We start from the raw sequence: 17913 nt of genomic DNA on the forward strand, positions 1-17913 counted from the left end.
ATCAGTAAAATGTATCAGAAATAGCTATAACATCAACAAAATGCATCATAAATAGTGTTGATACTTATATAGATAATAGATGTTTCCACGAGAATGCTGGCGAGTAACAATGTGAATATAAAAAATTCGATTCTTTTATAAAAATCTCCGAGGATTATGAACAAATTGTAAAGTGAGAGTAATGCCAGACTAGGAAAATGATCATTAGATTTATCTATAGATATAGCTATAAACATAGGAAATATCTATTGGACAACTATAAAGAACATTGATAGACTATTTCTGCGTTAATCTTTAACAAATATGAAAGTATAAAGGAGAAAAAATGAAAAAGAGTGTAATATACGGTATTTCTTTTATTATTATAGGGGCGTTACTTGCGATAGGCCCCCATACATTATTTGCAGTTTGCCCTAAAGGGGAAAAAATCATGAAATGCTGGTGGTCTGCACAGGCAGAAATTTCAATTGGCATTATGCTTATAGTAGCAGGAATTACTATACTATCTTTTAAATCAGAGGAAATTCAGTTTGGTATTTGTATAATGACTACTGCTTTGGGAGTTATGGCTATTTTAATTCCAAGTGTTCTTATTGGTGGTTGTATGAAAAAAACGATGATGTGTCAAAGCATGACTTTTCCATGTATTTATATTATTGGAGGGCTTACCACAGCTGCTTCCATTTTTAATTGTATATCCTTATTTAAACGAATTAAGAGGAATTAAAATAAAATGAAAAAACAAAAAGGATTAAATATATTCTCCATCTCCCTGCAGAATATAAAGCATAGAGCCTTTCGTAATGGATTTATGATATTCTTTGTTTTTTTGCAGACGTTTGCATTATTTTTTAGTACTATGTTAATGATGAATATGGAAAGAGGAATTATAAATACAACCGAAAGAATGGGCGCTGAGGTCATTGTTGTTCCAAATAAGAATTCGAAAGAGCTACAGGAGTCATTATTTATGGGAAAACCTTGCACAATTTATTTTGATCGTCAGTGGGTAAATAAGTTAAAAGGAGTAAAAGGGGTAAATAAGATTTCACCACAGCTGTATTTAGCTACTTTGGAAGCAGCTTGTTGTGAGGCAGCAGTACAATTAATTGCTATTGATCCAGAAACTGATTTTCTTATAGAGCCTTGGTTAAAAACTCAAGGAGACCTAGAATTAAAAAAAGGACAAGTTGTGGTTGGTCATGATGTTATTGCGAAAGTAGGGGAAAAAGTTACTTTTTATAATACGGAATTTCAGGTTGCTGCAAAGCTTTCAAAAACTTCAATGGGATATGATAATTCTGTATTTATGAGTTTCGACACTGTCTTTGAGCTTGCAAATTCTAAGAGTGCCAATAATAACTTAAAATTAGATAATAGCGAAAATTTAATATCCATGATAGCCATAGACGCAGATGAAGGGTATTCTCCTGATAAATTAGCTGTTGAAATTCAACATGTATATAATGATGATGATATTGCAGTACATACAGCAAATAGTCTCTTTAGTGGAATAGCTACAGAATTGAAAAAGTTTACATCTTATAGTAGCGTACTAATTGTAATATTATTTATAGCTACGGCTATGGCCTTAATCAGTATTTTTACTATTACTATTAATGAAAGAAAACGAGAATTTGGAATTCTATATACCTTAGGTGCCAATGGCAGACAAATTTTTTCTATGATAATAATTGAAGCATTGATTATTAGTATCATTGGAGGAGTCCTTGGGGTTTTGGTATCAGAAGGATTACTATTGTTATTTCGAAATTTCATTGGTATGAGTTTTGGAATTCCATATTTCGAAATGAGCTTTACAGAGGTATTATTGGTATCTAGTAAATGCATGCTGGTATCTGTGCTAACAGGTTTTGTAGCTTCTTTTTATTCTGCCTATAAAATAAGTAAAGAAGAGCCTTATGCGCTCATAAGGGAGAATGAATAATGATTTTAGAAATAAAAAACCTAAGCAAAAAATATAAAAGAAAAGATGAAATATTCTTAGCAGTTAATGATGTGAATTTATCAATTTCAGAGGGGGAGTTTGCATGTATAGTGGGTCCCTCTGGTTGTGGAAAAAGCACTTTGCTTAATATGGTAGCAGGGTTACTTAAACCTACATCAGGGGAGGTTTTCATTGATGGAAGTGAAATTTTCGGAAAAAGTAAAAATGAATTAGCCCTTCTAAGAAATGAAAAAATAGGATATGTATTGCAGGGACAAAATTTATTATCGAACTTTACAATTCTAGATAATATATGCATGCCTGCATATTTATCAACTAGAAAAAAAACAGTGAAAGCTAGGGCAATGGAACTCTTAGAGGAGGTGGGACTGAAAGGAATGGAGGAGGAATATCCAGCCAGGCTTTCAGGCGGTGAATTAAGAAGAGTTTCTATTATACGAGGATTAATAAATAATCCCAAAATAATTATAGCAGACGAGCCTACAAGTAATTTAGATCCTGAAAACTCAAAAATGATTATGAAATTCTTTAAAGAAACTAGCTCTAAAGGAACAACAATTTTAATAAGTACACATAATATTGGGCTTTTAGATTACACACAAAAAACCTATGAAATGGAAAAAGGGATTTTAAAATAAAAGACTATAATATTAGATTAAGGAGCGAAAAAATGGAAAACACACCTAATAAGAAAAAGGGTAGGGTTAGTAAAATTATAATAATCCTATTACTTTTAATTTTAGTTTTAAGTTATTTATTTGTCCCAGCTGTAAAGGAATCATTTAATACCATCTTTAAAATGTTTGCAAGTGGAGATTTTACACTTGTTAGTGCATTTGTAGCATCCTATGGAGCTTATGCGGCAGTTATTTCTTTTTTATTAATGATATTCCAATCTATAGCCGCACCACTACCTGCATTCTTAATTACCTTTGCTAATGCAAACCTATTTGGTTGGTGGCAAGGAGCACTTCTTTCATGGACTAGTGCCATGGCAGGAGCAGTAGTTTGTTTTTATATTGCTAGGGTTTTAGGGCGAGATGTTGTAATCAAATTGACAAGCAAAACAGGACTAGAACAAATTGATAAATTTTTTATAAAGCATGGTAAAATAAGTATTTTGATAGCCAGATTATTACCCTTTATTTCTTTTGATATTGTAAGTTATGCAGCAGGTTTAACTTCTATGTCATTTGGTTCATTCTTTATTGCAACGGGTATAGGGCAATTACCTGCAACAATTATTTACTCCTATGTAGGAAGTATGTTAACTGGAGGAGCAAAATTGTTTGTAACAGGCTTATTATGTTTATTTGCACTATCTGCATTAGTTATATTGTTTAGGCAAATTTATGTAGAAAAACAAAAGAAAAAATCAACTGTAAATAATCTATTTTACAGATGTTTAATAAAAAAAATATAAATTAAGAGGAGATTGAATAATTATGACAATGAAAAAAGTATTAACCGTTTTATTAGCAACAACACTTATATTCTCACTTGCAGCTTGTAGTAAAGCAGCACCAAAAGCATCAAAAACTGAGGCGAAAGTGTTAGTAGTTAACAAAGAGGCAAAGGAGATAAAAATGCTTTGTGAAGTAAATGGTAAGTATTTTAAAGAAGCAACTCGTCATGGTATTGTTTTTGCAAAAGGATCAAATGGCGAAAAATCAGTTCTTCGTGGTCTGGCAGATGAAAAAGAATTCCACCAAGCATTACTTGATATCGGAGCTAAACCTGGAAATAATTTAAAAGCAGCAGATATGAAAGCAGCCGCAGATAAAGGAGTAGCTGTTAATGGAGACAAGTTAAACGCCGTAGTAACTTGGGAAGGACAAGATAAAGAAATTCCCTTTGCGGATATTATCAAAGCAAGCGTAGAAAAACCAATGGATTTACGTTTTGCTGGAAACCTTGAAAGTGCTAAGAAAAACAATACTGGATGTGTACTTTGTTTAGATAGCTGTGCAACAGGTATTACAAGTGATGCAGCATATCCAACTGGAACTACACAAAACAACGTTGTTAAATTCTATGGCGATGAAGACGTGTTACCAGAAGATGGGAAAGTAGTAACAGTTACTTTTCGTCTTGCTAAATAATTGAAACTTACGGTGTTATATGAAATATTTAAATATTATTTATAATAGTTTTTTATGGGCACTGGTAATTGCAATTACCAGTTTTAAAAGTGAATGGCTTGAAATGCGGATAAATATAGGTTACATATTCTTTGTAACCTTCATCCTTTTATCTGTAATTTTAAGCTTAATTCCAAGAAGAAAACAACTCAAACTAAGTGGTGTATTTACCACTGCTAATTTGCTTATTTGTACAATTTATGCCATGGTACTTTATGGTTTCCAGAGATTAAAGACAGTACCTGCTTCAATTATTCGGGAAGGAATTCATATAAATAAAATTCAATTTTCAGCAATCAATTTGGTATTACTTATTATTATAATCTTAGGTCTTGTGCTAATAATTATTTTTGACAAATCAAAACAAAAAAAATATAAATAAAATTGACTGGCTTAAAATTAAGTGTATAAAACTAAATTTTGAGCCATTGTCATTGTTACACTATATTGGTGAATGGTTGGAGGTACACGTTATCTAAAAAGTTTTCACTGGGAAGTATTTTATTGTTTTTTCTATAAAAATCTTTAATATTAGATATTTGCAAATAACACCGGATTGATAAGGGTGTTATTTTTTTATTATCATCGAATTTTTGCGAAATTTTGTTAGTATTAAAGCAAACATGGGTATAGTAAATCTTATTTGAGTATAGAGGCTAAAATCAATATTGAAAAAATAGGAAAATAGGGTTATATTATAAGTAATCAATATCAAGTGATAAATAATATTATTAAAGAAAGATAATAATTTAACAAAGTTTGTCTTTTGTGAAAAATTAAAAATTAAGGGAGGCCAATATATATGAAAATTGCGGTTGTAGGATGTACCCATGCAGGCACAGCAGTTGTAGTAAACGCAAGGGAGCTTTATCCAGATAGTGAAATCACTGTCTATGAAAGGAATGATAATGTATCCTTTCTTTCCTGTGGTATAGCTTTAAGCGTTTCAGGTATAGTTAATGAACCAGAAAAATTATTTTATAATTCCGTAGAAAACTTGAGAAAAAATGGAATAAATATGAGAATGAGTTATGATGTAACGGATATAGATATAGAAGGGAAAACTATTACAGCTAAGAACTTAAAAAATAATGAGATAGTAAAGGAAAAATACGATAAAATAGTTCTTACCTTAGGATCATGGCCAATAGTTCCTAATTTTGAAGGTAAGAACCTTGAAAATATATTACTTTGCAAGAACTATGATCATGCTAAGACAATTATAGAAAAATCTAATGAAGCTAAGAATGTAGTAATTATAGGTGCAGGATATATAGGAGTGGAACTAGCTGAAGCTTTTGAAATAAAGGGTAAGAATGTAACTTTAATTGATGCAGAAGATAGAATAATGAGTAAGTACCTTGATAAAGAGTTTACAGATATAGCAGAAGGAGAATTTAAGGGCCACGGAATAAACCTAATATTAGGGGAAAAGGTTCAAAAATTTGAAGGAGAAGATGGAAAAATAGCTAAAGTAGTTACTGATAAAAACACTATAGAAGCAGATTTAGTTGTACTTTGTATAGGATTTGTACCAAATACAATGATTGTTAAGGATAAATTAGACGCTCTTCCAAATGGAGCAATAATAATAGATGAGTATATGAGAACTAGTGCTGAGGGAGTATATGCAGCAGGGGATTGTTGTGTGGTAGAATATAACCCAGCAAGGGATAAGAGATATATACCACTAGCAACAAATGCAGTTAGAATGGGGACTCTTGTAGCTAAAAATTTAGTTGAGCCAACTCTTAAGTATATGGGTACCCAAGGAACCTCAGGAATAAAGATATATGACAAGTGCATTGCGTCTACTGGTCTTACTGAGGAGGTAGCAAAACATACTACATCTATGGATATAGGCTGCGTAACTATAAATGAGAATAATAGACCAGAGTTTATGCCAACCTTTAGTGAAGCTATGTTAAAGCTCGTATATGAAAAAAATACAAGGAGAATACTTGGAGGACAAATAATATCTGAGGAGGACTTGACTCAGCATATGAATACTTTATCTGTGGTAATACAAAACAATATGACCATAGAAGAATTGGCAATGACAGATTTCTTCTTCCAGCCACACTTCAATAAACCATGGAGTTTATTAAACACAGTGGCACTTAAAGCATTATAGAACATGAAAATTTAATTAGCGAAAATCCTTTATTGAGGATATTAGAAAAGTTCAATTAATAAGATAAAACTTAGACCTAGGTTAATATAAATTAATCTAGGTCTTTCTTGTGCGTCCAGCAGGTCATTGCCATTTTCAAGATAAGTAATGCCAGTTATAATTAAGCCACCACCACTTTTGTTTTGATATTTTTTAGGCCCTAGTTGCTTTAGTGGTACTTTAAAAATTTATAAAAAACACACAAAATAAACATTAGGTTGACACTTCACTGACATTTACAGTAGATATAATTAAAATATAGAAACTAAATAAATTGATGTTTGTATATTAAGGGAATAAGAGAAAACTTTACACTTGTTAATCATGAATTTGCATGTAAAACAGTATTTGGGAGGAGATGTAAAAATGAAAAAAAAGATAAAGAAAATACAAATATTTAGACTAATATTACAAGAATTTGTGCGGAAAGCCCACTCTTTCAGGTGTGGGATGGATAGCACTACTAAAATATACCATTAGACATGGTTATTTTAGTACGATATAATATACTTAGGTTTTAAAACGAGCCATATACTATCGTTAATGTGTCAATTGTGATGCTTGATAGTGAAATTCTTGAAGAAAATAATTAGTTTTTATATGTTGTAATTTATAGTTTTTATTATAAATGAGAGTATAAAAGAAGTTATTTAGTATTCAAGAACCCCATTCATTTATGTGTGGGAGTTTCAGTTGTAGTTCTTGTACGGAGTATGGGAAGTAAAGTTCTAGAAACGACTAGTCCTTGGGATGCTTTTGCGCAAATAACGAATTTCAACCAGGTGCTATCTGATTATACTATTGGATTTATACTATTAGTTCTAATAACAATAGGAGCTTTCTTTATAGAAAGATTTTTCTGTAGGTATTTATGCCCCTTAGGAGCTGTTTTTAATATATTTTCTAGAATAGGTATATTAAAAATTAAAAAGCCCACTGATAGATGTGGAAAGTGTAGATTGTGTACAAATAATTGTTCAATGGCACTATCGCTTTATAAAGTTGAAAGTATACGTGGTGGAGATTGTATTAACTGTTTAAAGTGTATCGAAGCATGCCCTAGGAATAATACTCAGTTAAATGTTTTTGGTGAAAATGTAAATCCTGAACTGGCTAGTTCTGTAGCAATAGTTGCTATGGTAGGACTTTATAACCTTAACAATTTAGGAGCAGCGGCATTAGCTCAAAGTAAATTAACAAAACAAACTAGTACTTTTGTAAGTTCTAGTATAAATAACACGCCTCAAAAATATGAGGATATAGCAACTTCAGACGCTAGTGTAGCAGTGAAGGAATTATTAGTGCAGTTAAGGATGCGTTAAGTCAAGCTAAAGAATAGACTAATTGGTAGAAATCTCAATTTAGACCATAAACGGATCTCCATTGGTTACAATGTTTAAAAGATTATAGAGACAAAATAAAAAGCAGGGTTGTGTTAGATTTAATAACTCACAACCTTGCTTTTTATTTTTATTTTATAGCATTTAGATATAGTTCTGATACATAGTCCCAATTAACTACGTTCCACCACTCAGAAATATAGTCAGGACGTCTGTTTTGGAATTTCAAATAATATGCATGTTCCCAAACATCTAATCCTAAGATAGGTATAAATCCTTCACTAATTGGATTATCTTGGTTTGGTGTTGAAATAACTTCAAGTTCTTTGTTTTTATTTATTACAAGAAAGGCCCAACCACTTCCGAATCTAGTTGTTGCTGCTTTTGCAAAATCATCTTTAAATACTTGGAAGCTTCCAAATTTTTCATCAATAGCTTTGCTTAGTTCTGATTTTGGTGTGCCCATTTTACCTGGTGACATAACATTCCAAAACATACTGTGATTAAGGTGCCCTCCTCCATTATTTCTAACAGCCATTCGTATATCAGATGGAATCTCCTCTAAATTTTTTAATAACCATTCTAAGCCTTTATCATAAAGCTCTGGATGTTTATCTAAAGCTGCATTTAAGTTATTTACATAAGCCTGGTGATGTTTACTGTGATGTATTTCCATTGTTTGAGCATCTATATAAGGTTCAAGTGAACTGTATTCATAAGATAGTTTTGGTAATTCAAATTTCATAATTAATTCCTCCTAATAGTAAAGTTTATTATGGTATTATAATAACTCAAATGATATTAGTTGTCAAGTGACAATGATAATCAATAAGACTTTTATTAATTATCTTATTGTTATAATAATAGAAAATTTTATGTAAGGCTATCTGTATAAAGTAAATCTTTTGATAGTAACTTACTATTTTTATAGGTAGTTCTATATACTTTTACATTCTTGCCTACAACTTCATTAACAATTTCATATTTTTTATTGTTAAGACTTGAATTTGAGTAAACATTAAATGTTACATTTTTGTTTTGTGTTATAGCTTCTATATACATAGGATAGGAATGCGTATTCTTAAATCTATAATCCAGAATGCCGTAAGCAATTGTAGCATCCATATCTACACCAATACAGCTAGAATGTAAAGAATGCTTGTACCTTTCCATAGAAGAGATGTTAGCCCTTAATATAGCATTATAAAGAGTAGTTGAAACTTGGCATACTTCTCCACCAGAAGCTATATCCTTAGAATTAATATTTCCATTTACAAGGGTTACGATAGACATGATGTCCAATAAGTACGTCTTCATATGAAGAAATAAAAGCTGTATTGAAAAATTCCAATACAGCTTTTGTTTGCTATTATTTTTTCTCAATTATATTGATATTTTTTCTCTTCATAGGTTGTTCATAAGAAAAATTATACCATTTTTCTAATGCGACTTTATCGCTTAATAACTTAGAAATTTCGGGAGAATTATTATCGATAAGTATTGCACTAGAAGTATTAAATAAAAATACCCCTTCTGCACCAGCTTTGTATACTTCTCTAGCTCTTAATAAATAGTGATTTAAAGCCAAAGATGTTCTTTTTGGTATTTCATATCCTGCTTGAAGATATTTTTCTTCTTCTTTTGTTAAGTCACTACCACTTACATTAGCACATATTCCTATGTACAGCTTTACATTTGTTCTTTTAAACCCGCTAGTTCCTGATGCATAACCTACATATACTTTAAAATATCCATTTAATTTTAGTGGAACTATTAAGGATTTTAAAAGATCTTTCTGCGTTTCAATTAATGTCCCTTCATCGTTGTTATCATACTTTATAGTGCTTACATTCCATCCTTTTGATTGGGTGCTAGCTAATAGCTTATCCATATCCGAAAATGTATAAGTTGCTCCTGGCTTTGATTCAACTGCTTCGTATTCATTTGCGGCAGGGTTTTTTACAATAAATTTATATTGAATTTTTTCACTTGAAGGTTTCTCTTGTTGTGGATATATTAATGAGTCAATTTCAATATTATATAGACTGCCTTCGTCATATCCATCCTTAGGTGGTTCAATAACAATTGACTTTTTATCCTCACCAATTTTAATTGTCGGAGTACGTACTATGGTATTGTCATTTACATTCCATATAGTTACGTTTTCATGGTAAATTGGTTTATCTAAATTAATAGTCCAAACATGATTTTTGTCTACAATCTGCATATCCCTTATTTCAGCAGCTTGTACATTTTGTTTTGTAAAAAGAACAAAAAATAATATAAATAACAAGCCTTTTAAAAACCTTTTGTGCATTTTAATTTTCCCCCTCGTATTCTGTAGTGTAATAGGCTTTTTTTAAAACCTACTGTAATAATATACATTTTACTACCAAATAATGCATATTGAAACAATTCTTTGATTATAGTAAAATATGCCATAACAATCATCTTTTAGTACAAATAAATTTTGGGATATTATCAACCCGTTATGGAGCTCTTACAAAAGACTTAACCACAGAAGAGGTTATAGATTTATATAGAGATTTCTAAAAAAAAGTTTTAACATGTTCTTAACGAAAAATATGTTGTTTTTTGATTGAAAATTATATATAATTACTCACAGAAATAATGTGATATGGGGGAGGTAGATCCATGGAAAAAATGTCTTTTGAAGTTAGAAAAGCTTTTACTAGCGACATTGAAGAAATACGAATACTCGCAGGAGAATCTTTTAAGATGTATACTGCAAATGCATCAATTACAGAACTTATTGCACCTCTTAATGAAACTTATGAGGAAGTAAAAAAGGCTATAGAAACTACTGAAGTTTTTGTAGCTCTATATAACGAAGAGGTTATTGGCAGTGTGAGAATTGAAATCAAGCCTGATGGAACTGCTTATTTAAGTAGATTTGGCGTTTCAGCCTCACATCAAAATAACGGTATCGGGAAAATATTAATGAATGCAATTGACAACTCAATGAAAGAACTCGGGATTACATCTTTATATCTTCATACTGCATCCAGAATGTTTTCACTTATTAGATTTTATTATGGAAGAGGTTTTTATATAGAATCCACCACTAATGACAGGGGATACATTAGGGCCTTGCTATGCAAGGAATATATTACAGAAAAAAACGAAGACTTATTGGATAATGATTATGAAAATCGTTCAGTAGTATAATAAAAATATTTTAAAATCGTGTATTATGGTGAATTGAAAAAGTAACTTCCACCGTAAAAAAAGTTAGAAATAAGGTAGAAATATAACTCCTTATTCTACAGAATAAGCTACCACCTGGATCACTCCTAAAGCAGCCTGATATTTTTTGCCTCAGTTTTACGAACTTCTTTGCAATATGACCACTTAATTAAAGAAATAATTTCAGAAACTCCATCATTATAATTATTAATAATTTTCATCTCATCCAGTCAAATCATATTTTTAATCTATCTGATGTTTATATTCGACGTTGTATAACCCAAACTATTTTTGACAATAGTTTTGCTGATACAGAGAAATCAGCTAATCCATTAGGAAAATTAATGGGTTAGCTGATTTTTGCTGCATCCCACTTGCTTATAGTAAATGTTATGGACATGGGAGTTAAGTAGATTAATAAGGATAAGCATCTCATTGTAATAACAAAAAAATGAGAGGTCAAAGTCAAGAAACAAACATTTATTGATAGCCCAGAAATATGATAGGGTTACCGAAGGAATTATTTGAGTTTCAAGAAGAGTGGGTGTGTTATACTAATTATGTCAGATAAAATTAGATTCTTAGATTTAATTTTGCCAATAGAATATGTTATATTATAAGGAGCTAATAGGACTATGGATGATAATTTGTAAAACCACTTAGGGAGGATATTATGTATAAAATATTGGTAATTGAAGATGAAGAGAAAATTAGAGATATAATAAAAGAATCCCTTGGAAAATGGGGTTTTGAAGCCTACGTCATTAATAACTTCAATAATGTATTTGAAGAATTTGTGCAGATAAATCCACAGCTTGTTCTAATGGATGTAAATCTGCCTGCTTTTGATGGTTTTTATTGGTGTAATAAGATTAGAAGTGTTTCTAAGGTGCCCGTCATCTTTTTATCTTCTAGAAGTACAAATATGGATGTTATTATGGCAGTGAATATGGGCGCGGATGATTACATTACAAAACCTTTTTCCATGGATATACTTATGGCAAAAATAAATGCGATTTTACGTAGAACCTATTCCTATGGAGATACAAGTATGGATACCCTTGATTATAAAGGGGTTGTGTTATCATTAAGGGATAACACTCTTTACGTAGGCGAAAAATCAATTGAACTAACTAAAAATGAATTTAAAATATTATATGTATTAATGAAAAAACATGAAACCATAGTAAGCCGCGAGGATATAATGCAAGAGCTTTGGCAGGATGAAAACTTCATCGACGACAATACGCTAACAGTTAATATAAACAGGCTGAGAAAAAAGCTAAAGGAAATTGGCCTTATAGATTTTATTAAGACTATTATAAATCAAGGGTATGTTATTAAATGAGTTTTATTAAATATTTAAAGGAAAATCTTAAACTCTTAGTATTTTATATTCTGCTCATGGCTTTTATTTTATTAACTATATGTTTTGACAGAAAAACCCGCGTACTTACTTCTAATGTTCTTTATATTATATTTGTTTCTTTTTTCATGTTAATAATTTATATTAGTATAGATTATTATGCAAAGTCTCAGCATATCAAAAAGCTTTTACTGGTTAAAGCTTCAGAAGATAAAACTCCTATTCTGCCTATGCCAATAGATTATAAAGATGAAATATATGCTGAAATAATTCAGATGCTTTATGAAGATTTCTTGAAAGTTACAAGAGGCATGGAAATAGATTTCAAAGAAAATGCAGAGTTTATGACTGCCTGGGTTCATGAAATCAAAACTCCAATTACTACATCAAAGCTATTGCTTGAGAGCGGCGGCGTGGCCTCGACCTCCTTAAAAGAAGAGCTTGAAAAGATTGAGGATTATGTTGAAAAGGTACTTTATTATTCAAGAAGTAATAATTTTTCTGAGGATTATATTCTTTCAGAAGTAAATATCAACAAATTAATTAAAGAAAGTATTAAAAAACATTCAATTATATTTATAAAAAAACATATTAAATTGATAAATAAAGTTTCTGAAAATCTTATTATAGATACGGATAAAAAGTGGTTGCTTTTCATAATTGATCAGCTCTTATCAAACTCATTAAAATATACCAGTGATGGTGGAAGCATAATATTTAAACATATTGAAGCTACAAAAGAAGTTTTATTAATAATAGAAGATACTGGAATAGGTATTAAAAGTGAAGATATAAATAGATTGTTTAAAAAGTCTTTTACAGGTTTTAATGGAAGAAACGAAAACACAAAATCCAGTGGAATGGGACTATACCTTTCACAAAAGATTGCTAAAAAACTTGGTCACTATATTACCCTAGAGTCAGAATATGGTAAGGGCACTAAAGTAATTATTCATTTTTTAAAATGGAATAATTATTATGAGGTTACAAAAATGTAAGGTGAAAGAGCAAAATGTAAGCCGAGACAATGGCGGTATATTTTGCTTTTTTGTATACTAAGAGTGTAAAACATATTCAAAATAATTAATGTTAACGGGGGTATTATTTATAATGAACGAAGTATTAAAGATAGAAAATCTAAGGAAAGTTTATGGATCAAAATTTGGCAGTGTAAAATATACAGCACTTGATGATATAAATTTAAAAGTAGAAAATGGTGAATTTGTAGCAATAATGGGACCCTCGGGTTCAGGAAAAACAACCTTTTTAAATGTGATATCAACTATTGATAAACCAACCTCAGGAAGTGTTTTAATCCATGGTAATGACATAACCAAGCTAAAAGAGCCTAATTTGTCTAAATTTAGAAGAGAGAAACTAGGATTTATTTTCCAAGACTTTAATTTGCTTGATACTATGACTCTAAAGGAAAATATTGTACTGCCCTTGGCTCTCTCAAAAACTCCTTATAATACTATAAAAACAAGGGTACAAGAAATAAGTATTAAGCTTGGTATTAGTGATATATTAGGTAAATATCCTTATGAGGTATCAGGAGGACAAAAGCAAAGAGCAGCTGCTGCAAGAGCAATGATTACGAGTCCCTCTATGGTGCTGGCAGATGAACCTACAGGCGCTTTAGATTCCAAATCTTCCAAAGAACTACTTGGCTGCCTTGAGAATTTAAATGATAAAAATAAGGCTACAATTCTTATGGTTACTCATGATGCCTTTGCAGCATCTTATTGCACGCGAATTATTTTTATTAAAGATGGTAAACTTTTTAATGAAATTTATAAAGGTGATAAATCAAGAAAGGATTTCTATCAAAATATATTAAAAATTCTTTCAGTCATAGGAGGGGATACAGATGACCTTAATTAGTATGGCTACACGCAATATAAAGAAAAACTTCAAAAATTACTGGGCATTTTTTCTAAGTTCCACTTTCAGTGTTTTTTCATTATATCTTTTTATGTCTATTGTAAATAATAGTGATGTAAAAGCACAACTAGGAGAGATGAAAAGCGTTATGATTATATTTATAATAGCTGCCTACATGATTGCAGTTTTCTCAGCATTTTTTATATGGTATTCTAATTCTTTCCTTATAAAGTCAAGGAAAAAAGAATTTGCGACATATATGTTACTAGGTATGTCTAAAAAACAGACCGTAACATTAAACTTTATTGAAAACCTGATAACTATATTTGGTGCCTTTTGCAGCGGAATTGCTCTAGGACTAATTTTCAATAAATTTTTTGTAATGCTATTATATGTAATGATACAGGCTACAGGTGATGTGCCTTTTCAGATTAGTTTAGAAGCTTTAAAATTTTGCTCTATAGTATTTGGGGTTATGTTTATAATAATTAGTATTCACGGTTCTATCCTTATATACAGGGATAACCTTATAGATCTTTTTAATTCATCAAAAAAAGCTGAAAAAGGTTTAAAAGTATCATTTCTAACACTGATAATTGGAATACTTTCTATAGTTTTTTTAGGCTATGGATATTATTTGTCTATTAGAAAGATTGATTCTAATATTTTTATAGCGCCCTTAGTAGTATTGTTAGTTGTTATAGGTACTATATTATTTTTTACAAGCTTTACTTCTTTAATTATATATATTAGTAAAAAGAATGAAAAAAGTCTCTTTAAAGGAACAAAGCTCATACATATTTCACAACTTTACTATAGATATAAAGGTAATGTAGGTACCCTAAGTGTTATAGCGGTTACAACTACAGTAGCCCTTTGTGCCATGATTTTCTGCTTTGGACTATTTAGTAACGTGGAAAAAAACTCAAGAAATATGAGGCCATTTTCTATAGAATATGCAAATGGTACTAATAATACAGATAAAATATTTGATGATACTATTAAAAATCACAAAGGGATTTCCGTTGCATATAAGGACACTATGGAGCTTCTTCGGGTAAAATCTAAAGATTACCTACTTGGAAATAATACATTTTTAGTTTTAAACGAAAGCAAATTTAATGAAATTAATAGTCATGAAAAATCGGACATAAAAATAAATTTGAAAAATGATAAAGAATGCTATTTCTTTCAAATAGCCATGGATAATAAAAACGTGATTGGTAAAGAGGTTAAATTAATGGGGGATGGTAGTGAATATAATCTAAAGATAACCGATACTGGTATGAAATACTTTATAGCACTTGATGACTCTAAACCAACGTTTATTGTGAAGGACAGTGTATACTCTAAAATGAAGAGTACAATTTCTAAAGAGAATACCTATAAAATAACTGGATATATACTTAATAATGATTTCCTTTCACAAAATTTTATTAAAGATCTTAAAAGTAAAATCCTCTCTGAAAATAAGCTTTTAACCTTCTATGAACATTTTACGGATGGTATAAAGTTATCGGGTATGATGGCCTTCGTTGGTTTATTTATTGGATTAGTATTTCTTACAGCTACAGGAAGCATTATATATTTTAAAATGTCCATGGAAGCTACGGAGGATAAAAATAAATTTATAATCCTTAGAAAAATAGGGGTTAGTAAAGCTGAAATAACAAAGGCAGTTTCAAAGGAACTCATGATTTTATTTGGAGTACCCTTCGCTCTGGCAACGATAAATACTTTTGCCGCCTCAATTCCAATTGGGAAAATGATGGGATTTGATATTACTAAAGAACTTATTATTATAATTTTGGTTTATGCAGTGCTTTATAGTATATATTATTTAGTAACCTTAAAATCCTATATTAAAATTGTAAGTAGCTCATATTAATATTTCAGCTATATTGAAAATGATGTAGTGGTAAAAGTAGAAGGTCAATATACACCTTAGGATGTATTATTTCTCCTTCAAGGAAAAATAAGCTGTCAAGCATTTTTGAAAATGTCCTCAAATATTTAAAACATTAGCACCAGTTTTTCTGGTGCTTTTATTAATTTGGGTTACTTAATGAATGTTGCACAAAGTGGCTATAAGATTATTTAATTACTTTGAAATTTTCCTAAAATCTTTTCTAAATATCTTTTAGCCGTAGGCTTATAATTGGGGGTCCATTAAAGCTTAAAGGTCATTTTTGAAAATGTGTATGAATCCTTCTATTTATATTAGCGTAGCTAATGGATGAGAATCCATTTCTTTTTATTAATTTGATTTTATTATTTATGACTTCCATTGGTCAGTTTCTTAATCTATTATCAAAGTATATTTTGGGTTCACTTAATAAACCTTTGAAGATTGTCTTTTTCAAAGATCTAAAATGAACAGATTTTTAGTGTTTCTATGCTACATTATTGTTCCGGTGAGCCTGTTTCTTTAGATACCGCTCAAACGAATCTTGTTTCCAAGGGTGATTCATTGGTGGTATGTAGCGTTTGCTAGGTTGGGTATTGGGAACTGCTAAATCAAAGTTTTTGGAGGAGAGTTCATGTCCAGGTAATAAATCTAGCGCATAAACTTTCTCATCTACACACAAGAAAATCTCGCCATTAAATGATTGAATTACCGTTCCAACTGTTCCTTTGCGATAATGTACAGGATATCCATTGCAATCAACAGGCAAATAATAATTCTTTTTAAATTTGATACAACTTCCGTTATCCACCTTCCTACTGGTCAATACGGCAAGAGTTAAGTTGATTTTTTCAATATCTGGTTGCATTTCAAAGACAGATTTGATATTATCAACAGGTAATGCAAACTGAGCATTGAATTCTTTTATGTAGGAGTTTAAGAATTCGTTTGCTTGCTCAATTGTGTTTATACCACTTATCCGCATTTCCAAGGGGAGGCGTGATTGTAACGTCTGAAACATTCTTTCTACGCGTCCCTTGGCTTGTGGAACACTACTGGTTTTAATTTCAATACCTAATTGTTTGCATGCATAGCTAAATTGTGTAAATGTGTCCTCTTCAACTGAAGGGGAATTTTTTTGTTTATATTCAAAGACCGTACGCCTATCAGTGAATAACATGTAGGGAATACCATAGTTAGTAAGTACTTGGTGTAGTACATGATAGTACCCATTTAAAGTTTCTTGCGGATCGAAATAAGCACCCACAATAGCACCAGTAGCATCATCTACTGCGATATGCAACTGACTTTTATCGTTACCGAACCAAAGATGTACCGAAGCATCCATTTGAAGCATTTCGCCTGCATAAGCACATCTTGGACGTCTAGGATGTGCATCCTCGGCAGCAATTATGGAACTTTGAATTTTAGCAATTTCTTTTATAGAATTAGTTGCTTTTTGCAGTTCTTTTAATTCAGCCTTAATCCTTTTTCTTGTAGCACGCTTCGCCTTAGGGGACAGGATGAAATCTTGCATAAGGATAGAACGAATGGTGCTAGTAGAAACCGTTATATTCTCGTGCTTTTTTAGCAATTCGCAAAAATGGGTAATATTAGCTTCAGGGTATTTGGTGCAATATAAATCTAGGATTAACTGCTTGGTATTAGCATCAAGAGCATGTGCGGGCTTTCGCCCTCGATTACCATGAATAAAGAATTCCTTTCCACTTTCTTTATACCCCTTAATCATTCTGTTAATATGCCTAACCGAACAATTGAGAGCAATAGCTGCTCGCTTTTTATTGGCATCTGTTTCTATTAATTTTTTTATAGTAGAGTACTTATCCATTTCTTCCATAGTTAAATTCACCTTTCTTATTATCAGCACCTCATTTCTAGTCATGAGGTTTATTATACAATGTTTTCA

The 17913-nt window shown here is 30.9% G+C and carries 17 protein-coding genes; 13 read left to right on the top strand and 4 right to left on the bottom strand.

Annotated elements, in window-relative coordinates; all coding sequences use genetic code 11:
* Nucleotides 1-325: 325 nt before the first annotated feature.
* The 8 genes from G9F70_RS10855 (at nt 326) to G9F70_RS10890 (ending at nt 7605) form a co-directional block, all read left to right on the top strand.
* The gene (locus G9F70_RS10855) at nt 326-727 is read left to right on the top strand and encodes a DUF4418 family protein (RefSeq protein ID WP_164946223.1); all 402 of its coding nucleotides are present in this window, start codon (nt 326-328) and stop codon (nt 725-727) included.
* Nucleotides 728-733: 6 nt separating this feature from the next.
* On the top strand, nt 734-1948 hold the full coding sequence (locus G9F70_RS10860; RefSeq protein WP_164946222.1) for an ABC transporter permease: 1215 nt from the start codon (nt 734-736) through the stop codon (nt 1946-1948).
* Nucleotides 1948-2607: an ABC transporter ATP-binding protein gene (locus tag G9F70_RS10865; protein ID WP_164946221.1), complete on the top strand. Its 660-nt coding sequence runs from the start codon at nt 1948-1950 to the stop codon at nt 2605-2607. The genes G9F70_RS10860 and G9F70_RS10865 overlap by 1 nt, the downstream gene beginning before the upstream one ends.
* A 32-nt stretch (nt 2608-2639) precedes the next feature.
* Nucleotides 2640-3392, top strand: coding sequence for a TVP38/TMEM64 family protein (locus G9F70_RS10870; RefSeq protein ID WP_164946220.1), 753 nt, complete (start codon nt 2640-2642; stop codon nt 3390-3392).
* A 22-nt stretch (nt 3393-3414) separates the two neighbouring features.
* Nucleotides 3415-4071, top strand: coding sequence for a YdjY domain-containing protein (locus tag G9F70_RS10875; protein WP_164946219.1), 657 nt, complete (start codon nt 3415-3417; stop codon nt 4069-4071).
* 19 nt (nt 4072-4090) lie between these two features.
* Entirely contained in the window at nt 4091-4492 is a 402-nt protein-coding gene (locus G9F70_RS10880; RefSeq protein WP_164946218.1) for a hypothetical protein, read from the top strand.
* A gap of 420 nt (nt 4493-4912) precedes the next feature.
* Nucleotides 4913-6244 carry an FAD-dependent oxidoreductase gene (locus G9F70_RS10885; RefSeq protein WP_164946217.1) on the top strand — a complete coding sequence of 444 codons (1332 nt, stop codon included), beginning with the start codon at nt 4913-4915 and terminating at the stop codon, nt 6242-6244.
* Nucleotides 6245-6996: 752 nt separating this feature from the next.
* Nucleotides 6997-7605 (top strand): 4Fe-4S binding protein, encoded by a 609-nt coding sequence (locus tag G9F70_RS10890; RefSeq protein WP_164946216.1) that lies wholly within the window; start codon nt 6997-6999, stop codon nt 7603-7605.
* A gap of 148 nt (nt 7606-7753) precedes the next feature.
* On the opposite strand, the gene G9F70_RS10895 is transcribed toward G9F70_RS10890, so the two are convergent.
* From G9F70_RS10895 to G9F70_RS10905, 3 genes are all read right to left on the bottom strand, one after another.
* Nucleotides 7754-8368, bottom strand: a complete 615-nt coding sequence (locus tag G9F70_RS10895) for a superoxide dismutase (RefSeq protein ID WP_164946215.1) — start codon at nt 8366-8368, stop codon at nt 7754-7756.
* A 128-nt stretch (nt 8369-8496) separates the two neighbouring features.
* Entirely contained in the window at nt 8497-8940 is a 444-nt protein-coding gene (locus G9F70_RS10900) for a VanW family protein (RefSeq protein ID WP_224617517.1), read from the bottom strand.
* Between the two features lie 52 nt (nt 8941-8992).
* Nucleotides 8993-9940, bottom strand: coding sequence for a hypothetical protein (locus G9F70_RS10905; protein ID WP_164946213.1), 948 nt, complete (start codon nt 9938-9940; stop codon nt 8993-8995).
* A gap of 338 nt (nt 9941-10278) precedes the next feature.
* Between G9F70_RS10905 and G9F70_RS10910 the strand changes: the two genes are divergently transcribed.
* From G9F70_RS10910 to G9F70_RS10930, 5 genes are all read left to right on the top strand, one after another.
* Complete coding sequence (locus tag G9F70_RS10910) at nt 10279-10812, top strand: GNAT family N-acetyltransferase (protein WP_164946212.1); 534 nt, start codon at nt 10279-10281, stop codon at nt 10810-10812.
* Nucleotides 10813-11503: 691 nt separating this feature from the next.
* Nucleotides 11504-12178: a response regulator transcription factor gene (locus G9F70_RS10915; protein WP_164946211.1), complete on the top strand. Its 675-nt coding sequence runs from the start codon at nt 11504-11506 to the stop codon at nt 12176-12178.
* Nucleotides 12175-13194, top strand: a complete 1020-nt coding sequence (locus G9F70_RS10920; protein WP_164946210.1) for a sensor histidine kinase — start codon at nt 12175-12177, stop codon at nt 13192-13194. The genes G9F70_RS10915 and G9F70_RS10920 overlap by 4 nt, the downstream gene beginning before the upstream one ends.
* A gap of 112 nt (nt 13195-13306) precedes the next feature.
* Entirely contained in the window at nt 13307-14080 is a 774-nt protein-coding gene (locus tag G9F70_RS10925) for an ABC transporter ATP-binding protein (RefSeq protein WP_164946209.1), read from the top strand.
* Nucleotides 14067-15968, top strand: coding sequence for an FtsX-like permease family protein (locus G9F70_RS10930; RefSeq protein WP_164946208.1), 1902 nt, complete (start codon nt 14067-14069; stop codon nt 15966-15968). The genes G9F70_RS10925 and G9F70_RS10930 overlap by 14 nt, the downstream gene beginning before the upstream one ends.
* 505 nt (nt 15969-16473) lie before the next feature.
* Here the strand turns inward: G9F70_RS10930 and G9F70_RS10935 are convergent.
* On the bottom strand, nt 16474-17844 hold the full coding sequence (locus G9F70_RS10935; protein ID WP_164948111.1) for an ISNCY family transposase: 1371 nt from the start codon (nt 17842-17844) through the stop codon (nt 16474-16476).
* Between the last annotated feature and the right edge of the window lie 69 nt (nt 17845-17913).

This window comes from Clostridium sp. FP1 (assembly GCF_011065975.2).
Classification (GTDB): Bacteria; Bacillota; Clostridia; order Clostridiales; family Clostridiaceae; genus Clostridium_AD; species Clostridium_AD tagluense.

Coding starts and splice junctions, on each gene's coding strand:
- G9F70_RS10880 (WP_164946218.1), top strand. CDS start 4,091: ATGAAATATTTAAATATTATTTATAATAGTTTTTTATGGGCACTGGTA.
- G9F70_RS10935 (WP_164948111.1), bottom strand. CDS start 17,844: ATGGAAGAAATGGATAAGTACTCTACTATAAAAAAATTAATAGAAACA.
- G9F70_RS10890 (WP_164946216.1), top strand. CDS start 6,997: ATGGGAAGTAAAGTTCTAGAAACGACTAGTCCTTGGGATGCTTTTGCG.
- G9F70_RS10895 (WP_164946215.1), bottom strand. CDS start 8,368: ATGAAATTTGAATTACCAAAACTATCTTATGAATACAGTTCACTTGAA.
- G9F70_RS10930 (WP_164946208.1), top strand. CDS start 14,067: ATGACCTTAATTAGTATGGCTACACGCAATATAAAGAAAAACTTCAAA.
- G9F70_RS10905 (WP_164946213.1), bottom strand. CDS start 9,940: ATGCACAAAAGGTTTTTAAAAGGCTTGTTATTTATATTATTTTTTGTT.
- G9F70_RS10870 (WP_164946220.1), top strand. CDS start 2,640: ATGGAAAACACACCTAATAAGAAAAAGGGTAGGGTTAGTAAAATTATA.
- G9F70_RS10925 (WP_164946209.1), top strand. CDS start 13,307: ATGAACGAAGTATTAAAGATAGAAAATCTAAGGAAAGTTTATGGATCA.
- G9F70_RS10875 (WP_164946219.1), top strand. CDS start 3,415: ATGACAATGAAAAAAGTATTAACCGTTTTATTAGCAACAACACTTATA.
- G9F70_RS10920 (WP_164946210.1), top strand. CDS start 12,175: ATGAGTTTTATTAAATATTTAAAGGAAAATCTTAAACTCTTAGTATTT.
- G9F70_RS10865 (WP_164946221.1), top strand. CDS start 1,948: ATGATTTTAGAAATAAAAAACCTAAGCAAAAAATATAAAAGAAAAGAT.
- G9F70_RS10900 (WP_224617517.1), bottom strand. CDS start 8,940: ATGAAGACGTACTTATTGGACATCATGTCTATCGTAACCCTTGTAAAT.
- G9F70_RS10860 (WP_164946222.1), top strand. CDS start 734: ATGAAAAAACAAAAAGGATTAAATATATTCTCCATCTCCCTGCAGAAT.
- G9F70_RS10885 (WP_164946217.1), top strand. CDS start 4,913: ATGAAAATTGCGGTTGTAGGATGTACCCATGCAGGCACAGCAGTTGTA.
- G9F70_RS10910 (WP_164946212.1), top strand. CDS start 10,279: ATGGAAAAAATGTCTTTTGAAGTTAGAAAAGCTTTTACTAGCGACATT.
- G9F70_RS10915 (WP_164946211.1), top strand. CDS start 11,504: ATGTATAAAATATTGGTAATTGAAGATGAAGAGAAAATTAGAGATATA.
- G9F70_RS10855 (WP_164946223.1), top strand. CDS start 326: ATGAAAAAGAGTGTAATATACGGTATTTCTTTTATTATTATAGGGGCG.